This window comes from Agromyces albus, from assembly GCF_030815405.1.
GTDB classification, from domain to species: Bacteria; Actinomycetota; Actinomycetes; order Actinomycetales; family Microbacteriaceae; genus Agromyces; species Agromyces albus_A.
This window is the reverse complement of record NZ_JAUSWX010000001.1, coordinates 1,556,851-1,574,997: the sequence shown is the minus strand read 5'-3', so window position 1 is coordinate 1,574,997 and position 18,147 is coordinate 1,556,851. Positions and strand designations below refer to the sequence as shown.

General features: G+C 66.0%; 19 protein-coding genes. 14 read left to right on the top strand and 5 right to left on the bottom strand.

Annotated features, from left to right (window positions below):
• Positions 1 to 414: 414 nt before the first annotated feature.
• On the top strand, positions 415 to 2,172 hold the full coding sequence (locus tag QFZ29_RS07405) for a cellulase family glycosylhydrolase (protein WP_306893541.1): 1,758 nt from the start codon (positions 415 to 417) through the stop codon (positions 2,170 to 2,172).
• 46 nt (positions 2,173 to 2,218) lie between these two features.
• On the top strand, positions 2,219 to 2,728 hold the full coding sequence (locus QFZ29_RS07400; RefSeq protein WP_373426190.1) for an IS5 family transposase: 510 nt from the start codon (positions 2,219 to 2,221) through the stop codon (positions 2,726 to 2,728).
• Positions 2,729 to 3,120: 392 nt separating this feature from the next.
• Here QFZ29_RS07400 and QFZ29_RS07395 read toward each other — a convergent pair whose 3' ends face one another.
• The 5 genes from QFZ29_RS07395 to QFZ29_RS07375 all read right to left on the bottom strand — a co-directional run bounded on the left by QFZ29_RS07395 (position 3,121) and on the right by QFZ29_RS07375 (position 7,685).
• On the bottom strand, positions 3,121 to 4,080 hold the full coding sequence (locus tag QFZ29_RS07395; protein WP_306893540.1) for a DUF2510 domain-containing protein: 960 nt from the start codon (positions 4,078 to 4,080) through the stop codon (positions 3,121 to 3,123).
• A gap of 476 nt (positions 4,081 to 4,556) precedes the next feature.
• Positions 4,557 to 5,570 carry an alpha/beta hydrolase family protein gene (locus tag QFZ29_RS07390; protein WP_306893539.1) on the bottom strand — a complete coding sequence of 338 codons (1,014 nt, stop codon included), beginning with the start codon at positions 5,568 to 5,570 and terminating at the stop codon, positions 4,557 to 4,559.
• A 128-nt stretch (positions 5,571 to 5,698) separates the two neighbouring features.
• On the bottom strand, positions 5,699 to 6,721 hold the full coding sequence (locus QFZ29_RS07385) for a DUF6545 domain-containing protein (protein ID WP_306893538.1): 1,023 nt from the start codon (positions 6,719 to 6,721) through the stop codon (positions 5,699 to 5,701).
• The gene (locus QFZ29_RS07380; protein ID WP_306893537.1) at positions 6,718 to 7,182 is read right to left on the bottom strand and encodes a hypothetical protein; all 465 of its coding nucleotides are present in this window, start codon (positions 7,180 to 7,182) and stop codon (positions 6,718 to 6,720) included. Before QFZ29_RS07380 ends, QFZ29_RS07385 begins: the two co-directional genes overlap by 4 nt.
• Before the next feature lie 65 nt (positions 7,183 to 7,247).
• Entirely contained in the window at positions 7,248 to 7,685 is a 438-nt protein-coding gene (locus tag QFZ29_RS07375) for a hypothetical protein (protein ID WP_306893536.1), read from the bottom strand.
• 331 nt (positions 7,686 to 8,016) lie between these two features.
• Here QFZ29_RS07375 and QFZ29_RS07370 point away from each other — a divergent pair, with 331 nt between their 5' ends.
• The 12 genes from QFZ29_RS07370 (at position 8,017) to QFZ29_RS07315 (ending at position 18,115) form a co-directional block, all read left to right on the top strand.
• Complete coding sequence (locus tag QFZ29_RS07370; RefSeq protein WP_306893535.1) at positions 8,017 to 9,078, top strand: ArdC family protein; 1,062 nt, start codon at positions 8,017 to 8,019, stop codon at positions 9,076 to 9,078.
• The gene (locus tag QFZ29_RS07365; RefSeq protein WP_306893534.1) at positions 9,078 to 10,010 is read left to right on the top strand and encodes a bifunctional DNA primase/polymerase; all 933 of its coding nucleotides are present in this window, start codon (positions 9,078 to 9,080) and stop codon (positions 10,008 to 10,010) included. Before QFZ29_RS07370 ends, QFZ29_RS07365 begins: the two co-directional genes overlap by 1 nt.
• On the top strand, positions 9,998 to 10,699 hold the full coding sequence (locus QFZ29_RS07360; RefSeq protein WP_306893533.1) for a DUF2637 domain-containing protein: 702 nt from the start codon (positions 9,998 to 10,000) through the stop codon (positions 10,697 to 10,699). Before QFZ29_RS07365 ends, QFZ29_RS07360 begins: the two co-directional genes overlap by 13 nt.
• Complete coding sequence (locus QFZ29_RS07355) at positions 10,692 to 11,105, top strand: hypothetical protein (RefSeq protein ID WP_306893532.1); 414 nt, start codon at positions 10,692 to 10,694, stop codon at positions 11,103 to 11,105. The genes QFZ29_RS07360 and QFZ29_RS07355 overlap by 8 nt, the downstream gene beginning before the upstream one ends.
• Positions 11,106 to 11,162: 57 nt before the next feature.
• Positions 11,163 to 11,996: a hypothetical protein gene (locus tag QFZ29_RS07350; RefSeq protein ID WP_306893531.1), complete on the top strand. Its 834-nt coding sequence runs from the start codon at positions 11,163 to 11,165 to the stop codon at positions 11,994 to 11,996.
• Positions 11,993 to 13,072, top strand: coding sequence for a ParB/RepB/Spo0J family partition protein (locus QFZ29_RS07345; RefSeq protein WP_306893530.1), 1,080 nt, complete (start codon positions 11,993 to 11,995; stop codon positions 13,070 to 13,072). Before QFZ29_RS07350 ends, QFZ29_RS07345 begins: the two co-directional genes overlap by 4 nt.
• 53 nt (positions 13,073 to 13,125) lie before the next feature.
• Positions 13,126 to 13,737: a hypothetical protein gene (locus QFZ29_RS07340; RefSeq protein ID WP_306893529.1), complete on the top strand. Its 612-nt coding sequence runs from the start codon at positions 13,126 to 13,128 to the stop codon at positions 13,735 to 13,737.
• Positions 13,738 to 13,747: 10 nt separating this feature from the next.
• Positions 13,748 to 14,923, top strand: a complete 1,176-nt coding sequence (locus QFZ29_RS07335; RefSeq protein ID WP_306893528.1) for a M23 family metallopeptidase — start codon at positions 13,748 to 13,750, stop codon at positions 14,921 to 14,923.
• 1 nt (position 14,924) lies between these two features.
• Positions 14,925 to 15,191, top strand: coding sequence for a DUF6112 family protein (locus QFZ29_RS07330; protein WP_306893527.1), 267 nt, complete (start codon positions 14,925 to 14,927; stop codon positions 15,189 to 15,191).
• A gap of 239 nt (positions 15,192 to 15,430) precedes the next feature.
• Complete coding sequence (locus QFZ29_RS07325; protein WP_306893526.1) at positions 15,431 to 15,967, top strand: DUF4365 domain-containing protein; 537 nt, start codon at positions 15,431 to 15,433, stop codon at positions 15,965 to 15,967.
• Positions 15,964 to 17,127 (top strand): hypothetical protein, encoded by a 1,164-nt coding sequence (locus tag QFZ29_RS07320; RefSeq protein ID WP_306893525.1) that lies wholly within the window; start codon positions 15,964 to 15,966, stop codon positions 17,125 to 17,127. Before QFZ29_RS07325 ends, QFZ29_RS07320 begins: the two co-directional genes overlap by 4 nt.
• A 49-nt stretch (positions 17,128 to 17,176) precedes the next feature.
• On the top strand, positions 17,177 to 18,115 hold the full coding sequence (locus tag QFZ29_RS07315) for a toll/interleukin-1 receptor domain-containing protein (protein ID WP_306893524.1): 939 nt from the start codon (positions 17,177 to 17,179) through the stop codon (positions 18,113 to 18,115).
• Positions 18,116 to 18,147: the final 32 nt, after the last annotated feature.

Below are 18,147 nucleotides of genomic sequence, written 5' to 3'. Positions count from 1 at the left end.
GCCCGGCCACCGCCCGGACGACGTCGGACCGCGTTGCTCGGGATGTCGGGCGGAGCGGGCTCACTCGTACCGGGCGGATCGTGCCTGATGGTCACATTCGGGACCTTACCTGCGACGAGGATCGCGGGCCCGTCAGACATGGCGCGGCGTCGGCGGGGCCTGTCCGAGGCCGAGCCCTGGGGCCTCGCCCTCGAAACGCCTCGACGAATGTCGACGACGCCAGCTGACACCCCGCCGATAGGCAGACCAGCCAACTTCTGCCCGTTTGCTCGGAGTTGGGGCTTGCATCCCTGCCATCTCCGCCCCTACGTTTGTCGAAGCGCTTCAACGACGCGCTGATCACCCAAAGGCGCGCTCGACGGGGAGCCAACCACCCCTTTTCGAGCGCCATATGTGCGCGAAGAAGGGCATACCGTGAAGAGACCCCCCTGGAAGAAGCTCGCCGCCGCCCTGGCGGCCGGGCTGGCACTGTCGGTGAGCCTGGCCGGCCCCGCCGGCGCGCAGACGACACCCGAGCGCCGTTCGGCCCCGCCGGACCACGCGGTCACGGCCATGGAGCAGGTCGCGGCCATGCAGCCGGGCTGGAACGTCGGCAACACCCTCGACGCGCTGGGCGGTGAGACCGCCTGGGGCAACCCGATGATCACCGAGGAGCTCCTCCAGACCATCAAGGCCAACGGCTACAAGTCGATCCGCCTTCCGGTGTCCTGGGACGAGCACACCGGCCCGGGGCCGGACTACACGATCGACCCGGCCTGGCTCGACCGCGTCGAGCAGGTCGTCGACTGGGCGATCGCGAACGACCTCCAAGTGATGGTCAACCAGCACGACCAGATGTGGACCAAGGCGCTGCCGGACGACCGCGAGAACGTGTTGGCGAAGTTCGACTCGATGTGGACCCAGATCGCCGAGCGGTTCAAGGACCACCCGTCAGAGCTGTCGTTCGAGAGCATCAACGAACCGCAGTTCCCCACCGACGAGGCCAACAAGGACGCCCTCACCGCCGAGCTCAACGTCGCCTTCTACGAGGCCGTCCGCGGCACCGGCGGGAACAACGCGGACCGGCTCCTGGTGATGCCGACGTGGGTCACCAACTCCGAGCAGCCGCACCTGGACGCGCTCAAGGCCACCATCGATTCGCTTGACGACCCGATGATCGCCGCCACGGTCCACTTCTACGGGTTCTGGCCCTTCAGCGTCAACGTCGCCGGGTTCACCACCTACGACGAGAGGACCCAGCAGGACCTCGAGGACACCTTCCAGCGCGTGAACGACACCTTCGTCGACAACGGCATCCCGGTCATCGTCGGGGAATGGGGCGTCCTCGGCTACGACTACACGCGCCCTGGCGCCCCCCAGTCCCAGCAGTACGGCGAGCTCCTGAAGCTCTTCGAAGACATCATGTACCAGGCCCGGGACCAGCACCTGACCTTGATGCTGTGGGACGCCGGCTCCTACCTCAACCGCCACACGCTCGAATGGCGCGACCCGTACCTCCACTCGTACATGGACTCGGGCCTGACGACGCGTTCGGGCACCGCCTCGTTCGACTCGATCTACCTCGAGAAGGCCGGGACAATCGCGGACGAGTCGCTCACCCTCAACCGCAACGGCCTCGAGTTCGAGGGCCTGTGGGACGGGGACACGGAGTTGGCCGAGGGCACCGACTACACGGTCGAGGGCGACACGCTGACCCTCACCGCCGCCACGCTCACCCGCCTCTCCGGCGACCGCGCGTACGGCGTGAACAGCACGATCGAGGCCCGCTTCTCGGACGGTGTGCCGTGGCAGATCCACGTCATCACCTACGACACGCCGCAGATCTCCGACCTCACCGGGACCACGGACACCGCACCTTGGTCCCAGTGGGAGGCCTGCAACTCCTCGTGCTTCGCGATCCCGACCGAGTTCAACGGCGACGAGCTTTCCACGATGGAGGCCAAGTACGCCGACGGCACCAACGCCGGGCCCCACACGTGGACCGCCTTCAAGGAGTTCTGGTGGACCTACCGGCCCGACTACGATGCGGGCACGATCAGCCTCACCCCTGACTTCTTCAACGAGGTCAGGGACGACGAGCCCGTCACCCTCACGTTCCACTTCTGGGGCGGCGGCACGATCGACTACACGATCACCAAGACCGGCACGACCGTGACCGGAACCTCCGCCTAGGCGGCAACCAGCAAAGCGGCGTAGGCACCCAAGTGCCCACGCCGCTTTGCTGTCGTGGACTGTCGTTATTTGCCGCGTGCCATGGCGAGGCGATCACGTCGGCCCGTCGCCGGTCGACCGCGCTCGCCCTGGCTCCAAGCACCACCTGATCGTCGATGCGAACGGCACCCCGCTGCAGGTGTCCCTGACCGGCGGGAACCGGCACGACGTCACCCAGCTGCTGCCGCTGGTCAACTCCCTGCCCCAGATCCGCGGCGTGGTCGGCCGGCCCCGGCGCAAGCCCAGACGGCTCTACGCCGACCGCGGCTACGACTACGACGTCTACCGACGCCAGCTGCGCGCCCGGGGCATCACCCCCAAGATCGCCCGCCGGGGCACCGCCCACGGCTCGGGACTCGGCAAGAAGCGGTGGGTCGTCGAACGCGGCTTCGCCTGGCTGCACCAGTTCAAACGCCTCCGCACCCGCTACGAACGCCGCGCCGACCTCCACCTGGGCCTCATGCACCTCGCCTGCGCCATCATCTGCTGGCGCAAACTGCCCGACCAGCCATTCTGAAACGAGCTCTAAGTCGCGTTGCTAACCGTTCAGAGACGGGGGAGCGCTTGGAAACGGTGCAAATCCTGCAGGTTGTGGATTTACTGATGGTGAAGTTGCTTAATCGGATTTCCACAAAGCTCTTCCCCCGCTTTCATGGCGTTTAGAACTCCCGGCAATCACGATGTACCGGGCCTGCCGAAGAGTTCAGTGCCTCATCCAGCGTCCCGGTGGGGGACCGGCTTACGGGCGCAAGCACGGTCTGCCCTCACGTCACGGCGGATGTCCTGCACGGTTCGATCTAGGTCCCGGATCGTGATCTCCGCTGTCGTTGGTTGGCCGTACCTGGTGTGGCGCGATCGCAAGCGTGCAGCCGCGCCAATAGGCCCGGGGATGTTGGCGAGCGGAGCGGTTCAACCGCCAGCAATGAGGTTGCCCTTCGCCGTTGCGTACTCGGCGTCGTCGAGGATGCCTTCCCGGTGGAGTTCAGCGAGCTTCCGCAACTCATCAGCGACCGAGACGCTTCGCGTGCTTTGAACGATGACTTGTGTCTTCTTCGACTCGACAATTCGCTTACGAAGCTCGTTGATTTCCGGCAACGCCTGCTGGTAAACCACCTTCAACAGCGGAAGGGTGTTCGAAAGCGTCCAAGGGTCATTGGAGTCCGCATTTCGACTGCGGTTCGTACCTCGCCAGTAGTCCTTATTCGCGGTCCCTTGGTAACTCGGGGTCAAGATCTCGAGCACGCCAGTGAGCCATTGACCGTTGAACTCGATCGACGTGATGTCAACGAGAGGAAATGTAGTAATACGTCCGCCGAGGAACGCACCGGCCATGAAGGAAGTCATCGTTCCGGTTTTGACGATCATCACGCGATCATGGAATGCTGCGAGGACGCCGGCGGTTCCACTTCCCACCATCAGCCAGGGCTGCTCGGACTCCTGACCGTGCGCCCGAATAGTTTGCTTTGCTTTCGCGGAGACCTTCTCGCCGACGAACCTCACATCGGCCCAGTACGCAAGGGCGGACTCTTCAGTTGCCTCAAGCTCCGCCTGCCTCTGGGCTTTGGCTGCGTTGGCATAGGCTTGCTTCTGGGCCTTCGCCGCTTCCTGGGCAGCCTGCCACTCACTCACTTGCTGTTGGCGCGCTTCCACGGCAGCGGTCCTGGAAGCCGCTTTCTCATCACGTTTCGCAACCTTCGCGAGTGCGGCCGCTTCCTTCTGGTCGTTCCGTTCGGCTTGCCGTTCGCCGATCTGCAGTTGCTGTGGAACATGTCGAGGTGCGACATGCCCGGTCCAGGCCGCGCCGTCCCAGTACCGAAAAGTCTTCGGGTCGTACGGGTCCGCGTACCAACCGGCCGGTGCCTGCATCATGCCACCTCACACTCTGACGACAAGGCTAGTGGCGGCCGGGCGTGTGGCCGCGTACTCGGCACGAATCTCCACCCCCGCTTTCGAGGGCCACATGAACCGCTATTCCTCTGTGCTGACTCGTGGCCGGGCCCAGGTTAAGGCTGACACTCGAACGCCGATAAAACTCCGAAATCGCGACGGCGCGGAGATGTAACTCAACCGAAATGGGGACGTTCGCGGCAGGTGCACATCCACTCACCGGTGCCGGGTGAGCGCCCTCGCTCTCGGGGAACACCGATCTAAGGACTCATTGATGTGTCCAATTCGACACCGCGTCAATTCGGGCGGCCTCCCGGGTATTTGCAAACGCCTGAACTACTTGAACTCGAAGCAAGACCAACGGTCGTCACCGGTCGTTCTTCCACGTTGTTGCAGCGGGGCGGCCTCCTCTGCCGGTGTCAAGCCGTTCTGCACCGAACCCCGGCTGCGGCAGATCACTATCCGACGTGCTCATCCAGCAAGGTAGTCACGGATGCCCGCCAACGCTCGGGGTCGGAGTTCCAGGTCATAGTGTGGTCAGCATCAAAACGCTCGAGCTGAACGAGATCGGGTCTGCGATCTCGGAGCCGCGCTGCTACCCCGATCGACGCGGACGTATCAGCGCATCCGTGGAGGATGAGCGTCGGGGCGGCGAGTTCATCGGCACGCGTGATCCAATCGAAGCGGCGCAGCCCGACGGTCGCGCTGAGACCAGTGATGCGTGACAGCTGCCGGTTGTCTAGCCACGGCACGGCGAGCGCGCCGGTCCACGCGGGCAATCCCGATCTCACGCAGTTCGCCTTGATCGTCGAGACCCAGTCAAGCACCGGCGATTCGAGAACGAGCCCGGCGACGATACCGCGAAGCCCAGGCTCTGCGCCGAGTTGCAGCGAAATGGCCGCGCCCATCGACCATCCGAAGAGGATGACTCGTCTCGCGCCATGTGCAAGCGCGTAGTGCAGGGCGGCCCGCACGTCGTCGACTTCGGTGGCGCCGAGCGTCGACCGTCCTGAACCAGTTGTCGGGCCCTCGCCGTCATTCCGGTGGGTCACCACGAGTGACGTGAGCCCGGTCTCGGCGGCGACCTGCACGCCGCGGAGCGTGCCGGCACGGGCGCTTCCGAGACCGTGAATGTGGATGGCCCACGTCGTCGAAGAGCCAGTTCGAGGGCGAATGAGCCAGGCGGGAGCCGGGCCGGCATCCGTCGGGATGGCGACGTCTGAAGCCTCGAGCCCGGCATCTTTCGGGCTCGAGAAGTAGATCCCGCTCCAGGACGCGCGTTCGCCGACATGCAGACCCGCGCGGGTCTCGCCCAACACGCCGCGGCCGACGAGCCCCGGACCGAGGTCCTCGACTTCGCTCGACAGCTGAACCCAGCCCCCGTTCTCGAGCAGAAGGCAGTAGCGACCGGGCGCTGCTGTTTGCGGCGTGCGATCGAGCGTAACGATCGGCCGCTCCCCCGAGTGATCCACCCCACGAATGGTGAGGTCGTACCTTCGACCGCCCACGGGAGTGGTGAGGCGCCTCGCGATACCGAAGCCCAAGCCTCCGAGCGCGACGCCGACCGAGGCCACTGCGCCCGCTACTCCCCACCCTGCTCTCATCGCTTCTGGTGCCCCCACGCGACACGCGGGTGCCCGTGTGCCGCCGATGCAGCAGCACCCGGACCGGCTGGGAGCAGATGCCGTTCTGCCCGCTCCACCAGCTCCCGCTCCACCTCATTCACTTCGAACGCCACCCGCGTGTCGATCGTCGCGTCGCGGATCTCGACGACCTTGCGATGCAGCACTGTTTCGCCGTCGTCGGCGTGGAATGAAGCATCCTCCCTTTGGCTGATACCGGGTCGCACCGCGATTGCTCGAGCCCACAGAGGTTCGAGCTGGCGCGTCAGTGTACGCGTTGTCCGTTCGCGAGACCGCGCCTGCAGGCTTCGGGCCACCGGCTGTCCGGCGAACCCGAGGCAGAGGAACATAAACGTGAGCAGGTACAGCGGGCCGTACGCGACCGAGACCGCAGCCATCAGGTGGAGGTTCCCGGCCACGTGCGCGACATCCATCGTGATGACGACGCCGGTGAGCGCGACGCCGAAGACGCTACCGAGGACCAACGAGGCAGGCGGCAGAAGTTGGACGCCCCGGTTGACTCGCAGCTGCCTGGCCGCGAGCACTGCCATCGCCGTGAGCACGATCGCGTAGTACGCGAAGTGAATCATCGAGTAGGCGGCTGCCGCCGACTGATATCCGAGGTCGAGCATGAAGGTTGTGGTGGTGGAGCCCCGATCGATGAGGAAGAACGCGACGATCGCACACACCAGCGCGGTCGCGAGCGCGGGTGTCCCGAGTGCAAGCTGTACGGATCGCGGCTGGTGATCGGATGCCTTCATGACGCCGCGACCGAGGAAGAACACGCCGACCGTGAGGGAGAGATCGGCGAGGAGGGTCACAAGGTTGGCTCCGCCGACACGTCCGTCGAGCGCGACATAGATCGAGTCGATGTTCAAGGTCATCGCGATCGCGATGATGAGCGCTGCGTAGGTAATGCTGCGCTCCCCCCGTCCCCGGCGCAGGATGAGCAGGCATGCAAGCAGCAGCCACATCAGAGCGGAGACGAGGACCGGAATCACCCGAAGATCTCCAGGAACCGCGACTCGTGCATCGCCGACCCGCGGATCGCAGCGGCCAACTGGTCCGCGAGCGATTCCGCCAGAATCTCATCGGCGGTGTCCAGATCCTGTCGCCGGAGTAGGCGCTGCCGGATCCCGGGCGGGATGTCTGGCAGTAGGAAATCGGGTTCCGCGGAATCATCGTCCTCACCGTGATCGAAGATCATGTGCGCGAGCTCGTGCAGCACGAACTGCTGTCGATGCAGCGCCGATTCGCTGTGTGCGTGGAGCACCAGATCCTCGGCATCGGTCTTGAGCCAGATCGCGCAAAGCCCGTCGTGGTCACTGAGTCCGGAGAGTTCGACAATCCGCAGGCGGCGCCCGCGCCGGGACTGCACGGCGCCGACCAGCGCGTCGAATGTGAAGGCGTCCCCCAGGGCGAGTTCGCTGAATGCCGCTGACACGGCCGCCTGGCTGTTCACGGGTCGTCACCTCCCTCGGGATGGTTGTAGGGTTCCCATCGCCCTCGGCGCATTCGCGCCCCCGGCTACGTCTTCGTGATCTCCTCGTCGAGGAACCTGCTAATCGCCTGGAGCGCGTTCGGCGAGATGTCTCCGAGCGTGCGAGCGGCGTACGACTTCACTCGAGCGGCGCGCATCGAGCGAACGAGATCAAGCTGTGCGCTCACCCTCGCCGGAGCTGTCGCACCCTCAGCGCCCATAAGGAATTCGGTGTCGACGTCGAAGAAGGCGGCGAGCCCGTCGAACAACGCGCGGTCCTGGACATATCGGTGGCCGTTCACCATATACGTCCAGCGGGATCGCGACAGGTTTGTTCCGCGCTCTTCGAGGTACGCGGCGATCTGCGAGTACGTGGGCTCCGACCCCGATTCAGCGATCGCGACATCGAGGAGGAGCCTGAGGCGCTTCGCAAGGTCCTCTGCGGCTGCTTTGCTCTCGTCTTCGTTCATGTCTCGGATCACCATCACCCTCGGGATAGGTCTGGTATCGCTGATCTGTGTCGCTCGGAGTTCGGTTGTTGGGCATGCTCAATCTATCCATTGGGCATGATCAACGCAAGCGTTGCGCATGCTCAAATCGCGTGCTATGAACGAGGTGAATTGCACTTTGAGCATGCTCAACGAGGGAGGTCGCGAGCGAGTTCAGAACTCCCGCGGTGTCCGTGCTGTTGATCACGCGCGGGCTCTGCCATCCATGCCGCTCACCTGCGCTCGGAGCAACCGTGCGCAGCCGGGCACACCTATGCGTCAGCCGCGCATCACTCGCGCGGGGTAGTCGTTCCGAAGGGTGGTCGCCGTGTCGACGAAACCGCAACCGCATCACGACCGCGAAGCGAAGCTCGTCGAGCTGCACGAGCACCTCGTCGCGTCCGTCGAGACGCTGGTCACCGGCGACGAGTGGAAGCGCGCCCTCGAGTTCGCCGCCCGATTCCGCACGCGATCCTTCAACAACACACTGCTGATCTGGTGGCAGCACGAGGCCGCCTACCGGCAGGGACGCGTCCCCGACCCAATGCCGACGTACGTCGCCGGCTTCAAGCAGTGGCAGACACTCGGCCGCCGAGTAATCGCCGGACAGCGCGGGTACATGATCATCGCGCCGCTCACCGCGCGGTTCGCAACCTCGTCGCCAATGGATGCGGACTCGTGGCGCCGGCTCGAGCGGAGCGAGCGCCCGCGTGCCGGCGAGATCGTACGCCCGCGAATGGTGGGAGTACGGCCGGCATACGTGTGGGATGTCTCGCAGACCGACGGCAGTCCAATCCCCGAACTGCCGCGGCCGAGCCTGCTCCACGGCGAGGCTCCGCCGGGACTCTGGGATGGGCTCGCCGCGATCGCTCGCGACGAGGGCTTCAGCCTGTCGATGGTGACGAATGTCTCGGAGCTGCGCGGGGCGAACGGCGTCACTGATTTCGGTGCGCGCGCGGTCATGGTGCGCGGCAACATGGATACCGCTGCCCGCGTGAAGACCTTGGCGCACGAGCTCGCGCACATCCGGATGCACGAGCCCGAAAGCGACGCCTCCTCGCATCGCGGGATCGGCGAGGTCGAGGCAGAGTCGGTCGCGTTGATGATCGGCGCCGCGCACGGGATGGACACGAGCGACTACACGATCCCGTACGTGTCGTCATGGGCGAACTCGGTGCACGCGAAGGAGCCGATCGAGGTGGTTCAGGAGACCGGTGAGCGTGTGCGACGAACCGCCGCCGCGATACTCGACCAGCTCCCCACCACCCAGAGCGGCGCCGGGGATCCTCCTGGACTCGATCGGTCCGCACCCGCCCAGCACGTCACCGCGACGGCCACCACCACGTCGCCCGAGCGGCAGCCGGAATCGCTCGAAGCGCGGAGCCTCTGATGGACATCGCAAAGTTGCTGTTGACCACGAACCGCATGCCGACGCGCAACGCGGCGATCGCATTCGCCCGTGCCGGCGTCCCGGTCTTCCCGTGCGCCCGCGAGCAGAAGCGCCCCCTGACCGCGGCCGGATTCCACGATGCCAGCTGCGACGTCGACCAAGTCGAGACGTGGTGGGCTCGTTGGCCCGACGCGAACCTTGGCATTCCGACTGGCAGCGCCTCCGGGATCGACGTCGTCGATGTCGATGCGAAGGGAGTCGCGGGATCGGGCTTCCCCGCGTTCGAGCGCGCCGCCACGGCGGGACTCGTTGACGGCGAACTCGGCCGGGTTCGCACGCCATCTGGCGGCCTGCACGTGTACTTCCCAGCGATGCGGTCCCGGCCTCAGCGCTGCTGGCAGGCAGCCGTCGCGCGAATCGACTTCCGCGGAACGGGTGGCTATGTGATCGCGCCGCCATCGATCCTGGCGACGGATCGCGGCCGGGTCGCTTACCGGCTCTTCTCCGTGTCATCCGCTCACGCGAAGCCCGTCGACGCCGTCGCGCTCCGCGAGTTCGTCGACCCGCGCCGGGCACGACCAAGCACGCGCTCGGCAGAACCGGCCACAGCCGCAGTGCTCGACCCGAGGAGGCTCGCTGGGTGGGTAGGCCGCCTCCAAGAAGGAGAGCGGAACGCCGGTCTCTTCTGGGCCGCCTGCCGACTCGCTGAAGCCGGCTTACCAGCCGACGCCGTCGCATCCGCACTAGCGCCGGCCGCGGCGAGCGCCGGCCTCGCGGATGCTGAGATCGCGACCACGATCCGATCCGCCAGCCGTCAAGCCTCGGCGAGACCACCGCGGCCGTCAAGCACGAGCCACACTCCTCCGCCGACCCCCTGGTCCGCTCCCCCGTCCCCACCACGAAGGGCAGGTGACACGCGATGCCTGCCCTGACCCGCTCGAACCCTCTCCCTCGCCCCGACGGCGTCCGCCTCGCGATGATCACCGCTGTAGTCGGCACCATCTTCATCGCGGCTGGAGCATTCTGGCTCTCATTCACCTCGCTCAGCGACCTCGCGCGCCGGTCCGGGCTCGACGCGGCGCAGTCGTGGGTGTGGCCGCTCATCGTCGATGGCATCATCGTGGTCGCGACCGTCGCAGCCGTCGCTCTCGCGCGGTCGAGCGTCGCCTGGTACCCGTGGATGCTCCTCATCGCCGGTGCCGCCATCTCCGTCGCCGCGAACGCCATCCACGCGATCGTCGCCGACACGACCGAAGTGCCGCTGCTGCTCGCGGCATCCGTCTCGGCCGTTCCGCCACTCGTGCTGCTCGCAATCACCCACTTGACCTCGGTCCTCATGCGCCATGACCCAACCCGAGCCGCAGCGCCCGCCGCCGCGCCCGAGCGCGCGAAGCAGCCGGCCAGGGCAACGATCACCGCAGCCCCGCCAGACCTCGAGCTCACCCCCACCGCCCCAGCCCGCGCGGATGCCTCATCGCTCCGCGCGCTCGGATGGTCGAACTCCGCGATCGCCCGGCACCTCGGCGTCCACCCATCGACGGTCGGCCGCTGGTTCCGTGACCGCGTCGTCACACCTGCCATGCAGACCAGCACCGTGAGGGAAGGCACGACCGATGGATGAAGACGACTTCGAGAAGGCACGCCCCGAGGCATCCGTTGCAGCGGGCATCGACAATGTGACGAACACGACGGCGATGCATCCCGTCGATGGCGACAGCTCTTCCTTCTCCGCACTACGGCGACGCGTGACATCCGACCCGAGCCGCACGCTCGGCCCGCTCCGCGATACCGCCGACCGCCCCGGAATCATCTGGGTCCGGACATCCGATCTGCTCAGTACGAGCACCGGCCGCCTCGCCGGCCGCGGCCTCGACTTCGAGGCCGAACTCGCGGGGCGCCTGCGCCACGCCCCCGCCACCGCCCGTCACGCGATTCGCGAGCGCGCCGACCGGCTCCCCCCACTCTCCGAATTCGGGCGATGGGGCGAGCATCCACAGCTTCGCCGCTATGGGCTTGGCCGTCGGTGACCTATGCGCACCATGATGAGCGCGCCGACACACACCTACGTGACCGGGGGTGACGCGATGAGCTCGAGTACACGATCGGATGCCGCTTCGGCGACGTTCCACGATTCCGAGGGACTGCGAACGCTGCTCGACCGCCTGCAATCCAACGGCGGCACCGGCTGGCGCACCGACCCCGAGGCCGCAGAGCTCATGAGGTACGCGGCCGAGCGCTACGCGGCCCTGGCGCACAAGCACGGCCTCGACCCGTGGGAGGCTGCCGCAGCCGCGTTCGACGCAATGCGCGCGCCGGCGACACTGCGCGCAGATGACCCGTGGGCGATCGTCACCCGCGCCGTGCAGGTCACCTGCATCGCCGAGGAACGTGCTCAAGGCCTCCTGTGTTCGGTGCACCAGGCGCGGCGACCGCGGGTTTCGTCGTACCACGACGCCGAGCGTTTCAGCGATCGCGAGCACGCCCTCCCTGACTACCACCCGGCGTTTCGGACCGATCCAGTCGACGCGCTGCCCGAGACATCCGAACCGCCGCGCCAAGTGGAGTCCGCCGTCGAGGATGCGATCTCGCTGTTCACCCTGCTCGGCTGGCAGCCGGATCGCGCCCGCGGCGGCGTCGAGTACATCTGCGGCCGGCTGGCGGATGCCGCGTCGCGTGCGTCCGCGTACGAGTCACTGCGGCGGGACTACGAGGCACGGGCGTTGCTTGACATTCCGCAGCGCGCGTGGATTGCGATGCTCCGCGCGGTCCTCGGTATCAGCGACCACATACACGAGCACACGACGGCGGGAAGGGGCATCCTGCTCCGGCTGCTCGTCGGCGAGCACCTGCGGTCGCTGCTCCACGACGACGACCTGGTCGCCGACATCGTCGACAACCTCCCGAAGGCGCACGAATGACCGGCACGCCGGGGCACATCGAGCTGGAGCGGTCGATCGACTCCATTCGGATCGGCTTGCGGCACCGTGCCGACCTCGGCGACATCGACGCCCTCGCTGCGTCAATTGAACGACAGGGCTTGCTGCAACCCATCACGGTCACACCCGACGGGGTGCTCGTCTGCGGCGCTCGCCGGCTCGCCGCTCTCCGCCAACTCGGCGTGCGCAAGCTCAACGTCTGGGTTCGCGCAGGCATCTCCGACCGACTCACGGAACTCCTCGCCGAGCAGGACGACAACACCCTTCACAAGCCGCTCAGCCCCACCGAATCCGCCACGCTCTACCGAGAGTTGAAGCATCTCCTCGCGGAGGAAGCGGCGCGTCGGCAGGAGGCGTCGCGGTTCCATGCCAACGGCGAAAACCCCCGATCAGACGGCGGGGCCGATTCGGCCCCACCGTCGCGAGGGGTCGGCCGCTCTCGGGAGCAGGCAGCCCGCCTGGTGACGGGTCATGGCTCCTACTCGCGGCTCGAGCAGATCGGCGACCTCCAACAGATCGCGGGAGACGAGAGAACGGATGCCTCAGTGCGGGCGCTCGCAGTCGCGGAGCTCGATGGCATCGACCGGGGCGGAGCTGTGTCGTCGGCGCATCAGCGGGTGAGCGCGCACCATTCGTTGGCGGAGCTCGAAGCAATCGCGGCTGATCTCTCGCGACCAGCCGGCGTGCGGCACGCATCCTCGGTGAGCGCAGCGCGGTTGCACGCGGTCGAGCGGACCGCGAGTGCGGCGGAGCTCGAACAGCTCGCGCGTGAGGCGCTGGCGCGGGTGAAGGCGGCGAAGAAGTCAACGAACGGATCGCACCGTCCAGGATCCGCGCGTACGACAAGCACGAGCGACGAGGCGAAACTACCCGTTCGCGCGTTCGTGTTCCTCTGGGGCGACCTGCACGCCTGGTGGACGCAATACGACGTCGCGGAGCTCTCGGTCGCGCTCACCGACGAGCAGTGGGAGCAGTTCGAAGAAACGCTCGCCGGCACGATCGCGTTCGCAGAGTCGCTGCAGGCGCTGCGTGCGAGAGCGCGTACGGCGGCGCGATGATGGAGTTCCGGATCCGGCTCCAACACCGACGCCGGTTGATCATTGCCGTCGCCATGAGTGGTGCCGTGCTACTCATGCTCGCGGCGTTCGGCGTCTACGGACTGCTCCGCGGGCCGGCGAGCGCGAGCCCGCCGAGAACGGCGACGCCCGAGGCATCCGAGTCGTCGGATATTCATAAGAGACCAGAACGGCCGCAGCCAGTACTCGCGTCCTCAGAGCCCGAGCGGTTCGCCCGGAGCGTCGCGCGGGCGCTCTTCACTTGGGATACGCGGCACCCTGGCGGGCCATCCGAGTGGGCGCAGGCGCTGGTCGACGTCGCCGATGTGGATGAGGCGGCGGCCGTGGCATCCGATGTCCGTAGTTACCTGCCCGGGCCGGAGATGTGGCAGCAGCTCAGCGACTACGGCACTCGGCAGTGGCTCGAGGTGGAGTCCGTCACCGTGCCCGACTCGTGGAGGACGGCGATCGCGCAGGCCGCGGCGGGACAGCTCCCCCGCGGCGCATCCGCCTTCACGGTAGAGGGGATCCGCCAGCGCGAAGGCACCTGGGGCACCGATGTCGTCAGCACCACGCGGCGTGTGTCGTTCACGGTGTTCCTCGCCTGCGCAGGCCAGGAGCCGTGCACCCTCCTGCGGATCTCGCAGCTCGACCGGCCTCTCGAATAGGAACCGTCGGATGAAGAAGATGCTCGGCACACTCGCGCTCATCCTGCTCCTCGGCCCGTCCGTCGGCCTATTGAGCGTCGCAGCGCTGATGAACCCGACCGCGATCTCCTGCTCGTCCGGGTCGCTCCTCGTCGGCGACATCCCCGACTCGCTGACCGCCCAGACCCGCGACGGCCGATCGATCGCGCTGAACCGGCAGCAGCTCACCCACGCCGCGACGATCATGACTGTGGGCGGACGTACGGCGGGTGTCGGACGCGACGGCGTGATCATCGCGCTCATGGCCGCGCTCACAGAATCGACCCTGCGGATGCTCGCCAACCCGAGCGCCTACCCCGAATCGCTCGGATTCCCGAACGATGGCGTCGGCGCGGATCACGACTCGCTGGGGCTCTTCCAGATGCGACACGCCTCCGGATGGGGAACCGTCGCCGAACTCATGGACCCGGAATACCAGGTGCGGGCGTTCTTCGGCGGGCCATCCGGGCCGAACGGTGGATCACCGCGCGGCCTGCTCGACGTCCCCGGGTGGCAACTGCTCGACCCCGGCGAGGCCGCGCAGGCCGTCGAGGTCAGCGCCTACCCTGACCGGTACCAGAACTATCAGCCGGTCGCCGAGGCAATCCTCACCGAGCTGACTCGCATGCAGTCCGACGGCGGATCGGCTGCGACCGCCGGCGGTCCCGTCGTTCCCGAGTCCTCACGCATAGTGTTCCCCCTCCCGGCGGGCACCTACACGAACACCGACAGTTTCGGACCGCGGATCGACCCGTACACCGGCGTGCTGCGATTCCACGCGGGCAGCGACCTCGCCGCACCGATGGGAACGCCGATCCTCGCGATCGCCGACGGCATCGTCACGTTCGCCGGCCAGCGCGGCACTTACGGCGGGCTCATCGTCGTCGAGCACACCGTCAGCGGCGAACGCGTGGCGTCGTACTACGCCCACATGTACGACCACGGCATCCACGTCACCGAGGGCGACACCGTCGCTGCCGGCCAGCACATCGGCGACGTCGGCTCCGCCGGCAAGTCGACCGGCGCCCATCTGCACGTCGAGATCCACCCCGGCGGCGCGAACGCACCCGCGGTCGACGCGATGGACTGGCTCGCCGCGCACGGCGCTGCCGGCCTTGCCGGTGCGGATGTCTCGATCGCCGCATGCCGACCCGAAAGGACGCCCTGAGATGGACATCTTCCCCGACTTCGGTGCCGTCGGCGGCGCCGCCGAACTCCGGAGCATCGCAGGGGCGTTGCTGGCGATCGTGCTCATCGTCGCTGTGCTCATGATGATCATCAGCGGGATCACGTGGGCGCTGGCGTCCGCGAACGGGCACTTCCAGATCGCGACGCGCGCGCGTCTCGGGTTGTGGGTGGCATGCGGAGCTGCGGCGCTCGCAGGTGCGGGGGTGGCGTGGATCAACTTCCTACTGGAGGTCGGCTCAGGGCTTTGACGAGCGGAACTCGAGCTTCGCAGCAGGCTGCGGAAACTGGCCACAGCAACCTGAGCGCGTTGAACAGGTCAGTCGGAGAAACGGTGCTGTCATTCCCCGACTCCCCAGTGTTTTGCTGGGCTGTTCGGTCAGTGTCGCCTGTGTCAACCCCGCGAAAACCCCGCGTCCCTCGTAGCCGTCCTAAAGAGCCTACCGGTCGCGTCGATGGAAGCTGGAGTCCCCCCGATAGGATCACGGGCATGGCAGCGAAGGGGTCCAAGGAGATGCTCGCTCCGCACCAGACGCTGACGCTCAATGCACGTAAGGGACGCTATGGCGTCGCGTATCTGAGGGCTGTTGCAGGACAAGCCGGATGCAACTTCTACGAGACGAGCCCCGGCGAAGACGTTCTTGCAGTCGACTGTCTACTGGAGTACCCGGAAAGCAACGTCCGTGTGCAAGTGAAGACGACCAAGCGGTACGCGATCGACGGGACAGACGCGGAGATCACTTACTCGGCTGACGAGAAGTGGATAGCGAAATGGGCCGCCTCTGCCTTGCCGGTGTACTTCGTGGTTGTGGTCGTTCCGGATGACAGTGCTGCGTGGTTGAATCACGACAACGACGGAACGCACATGGTCAGGACCGCCGCCTACTGGGTGCGGATTGACCCCGCAGATTTTGTGTCTTCGAAGTCAATCCGCATCCCTCGTGGCCAGCGGCTCGACGCTGCGACCATTGCCCTCTGGCACGACGACCTACGGAAGCTCTACACCCCTGCGGAGGTGACGGCATGACAAACCAGCGCGATGTCCGGCGGGACATTGTCAGTTACCTCACGCGCCACGGCTGGGAGGCCGGTCAGGGTGGCCCGGTTGGAGAACTCTGGCGCGTGCGGACAGGTGATGGCTCTTCACCCATCGCCGTGCCATTCAGTGTCCCGCTGCGTTCAGACGCATTCGATGCGGTCGTAGATAGATTGGCCCGATTTGAGCGGACGTCCCCGAGCGACGTCGCAGAAGGAATCGAGCGTGAGTTCCAAGACGTCCAGCGGTACAGGATCGGGGACGCATTCATCGTCGATGACGCGGTGCTGCTCGATTCCGCGGCTACTGTGCTCGCCTCGGCCCGCAGGCTGATCAGAGCCGCTGCAACCACGTCGAGGAAGCCTCGCGCGCGCATCGGATCTAACTACAGCCCGCCCGCCGATGAGCTCGCTGCTCAGGCGCGCCTCACGCACACACGCAAGGGTTCCTTCGTTCTGCCTGTCATAATGCCGGTCGAACCACCCGAGTTGACCGATGGAGAACTGCTCGGAGACAAGACGGAAATCGAACCTGCCGAGCGGCGAGTCACACGAACGCTCGCTATGGCACTCACCGCACTGGACAGGATTGCCGTTCGTCCGGCGCGAGACCCGAGACCGGACGACATCGCGCACCTCGTACAGAGCGGCGTTAGCAAGGAACTTGTGTCGGCGGTTCGCGCGATCTCGCTCGATTCGGGCGTCCATGCGTTCGACTCGGAGTTTCGGTGGGCACCCGGACTTCGCGCACCGGGCGGTGTCGCGGAGCGTGTAGTGATCTCGGATGAGGCTGCGCCGATCTTGGCAAAGGTCGAGAAGAAGCTACAGAGCGCTCGTCCCGAAGCTGACGAGTCAGTGTCGGGGCAGATCGTGGAGATTCGGCACCTCCCGGACGAACCTCTCGGTGAAATCGCGATCCGAACCATTCGCAACAACCGCAACGCGGAAATTCGCATAACGACGACCGAAGCCGTCATTCGGGAAGCGTTCGATTGGGCAAAGCAGAGTCGGGCCATCATTGCTCGTGGAAAGGTCGTCGTGACTCCAGGCCGACCTCTCACCCTGCCGCGGCCCGACTTCGTAAAGCCGATCGACGTGTTGTTCGCGATCGACTCCGAAACGGATCAGGCGGGGAAATTCGATTTGTTGTAGCCCCGCGTTCGTACGGGGGCGTCGCGGAGAGATGCGGCAAGATGTCGTCATGAAGCCCGGTGAGCGCATCCCTTTGATCAAGGCCTCTATTGACGCGCTCCTTCCGCGTATGGACGACGACGCGACATTGGTGCTCGACCAGTTCGGGCTTAGCGGTGACGGAAGTTGGAGCCGCGATGATGCCAGCCGCAAGAGATATCTGACGTGGTCCATCGCCGAGGCCACGGATAGCACGCTTCAGTCTCTTCACGACTATCTGGTCGGCGGCGAGCAAGCCCCGGTGTCAATATCGTCTGACGACAACCCGTGGGGGAATCAGCCGATCCGAGTATTCCTCTCTCACAAGTGGGAAGACGCGGAGTGGGTTGGCAAGGTGCAGTCATCACTGAGCAAATTCGGCATCAGCGCCTTCGTCGCCCACAAGGACATCACGCCCTCCCGACAATGGCGTGAAGTGATCAAGTCTGGCCTGAGCAGCTGTCACATACTGGTCGCCGTTCTTCATGAGGACTTCCACAAGAGCCAATGGTGTGATCAAGAGGTCGGATGGGCACTTGGGCGAGGAGTGCCAGTTGCGACCCTGCGGCGCAAGCTGGAGTTCGAGCGAGGCGTCGACGGCTTCCTCGAAGAGGTTCAGGACATACAGCTCGATCCGACGCGTGGTACTGGCGAGTGGCGAGCGGCGGAGGAGATCTTCCGCGCGGTCGTGCGATCCGTTAAACCACCGGAACTAGTCCGGCGAGCGCTGGCCGAGGCCCTTGTCACTTCTCCAAGCTTCGACAACACTAGGAAGCTTTGGCCAGCGATCTTCCGCCACGATCAGTGGGAACAGGAAAGCCTCGATCGAATCAAGTTCGCCGTTGAAACTAATCGGCAGGTGTACGAGGCGGACATGTCTGGAGTGCTGCTCCCGAAGCTCGTTAACGAGCTCGTTCAGAAGTTCGAACCGAAGCCGAGTGGTTGGGCTGATGACGAAACACCATTCTAGGGCGGTGATCGTCCGCGAGACCGTCGCGCGCA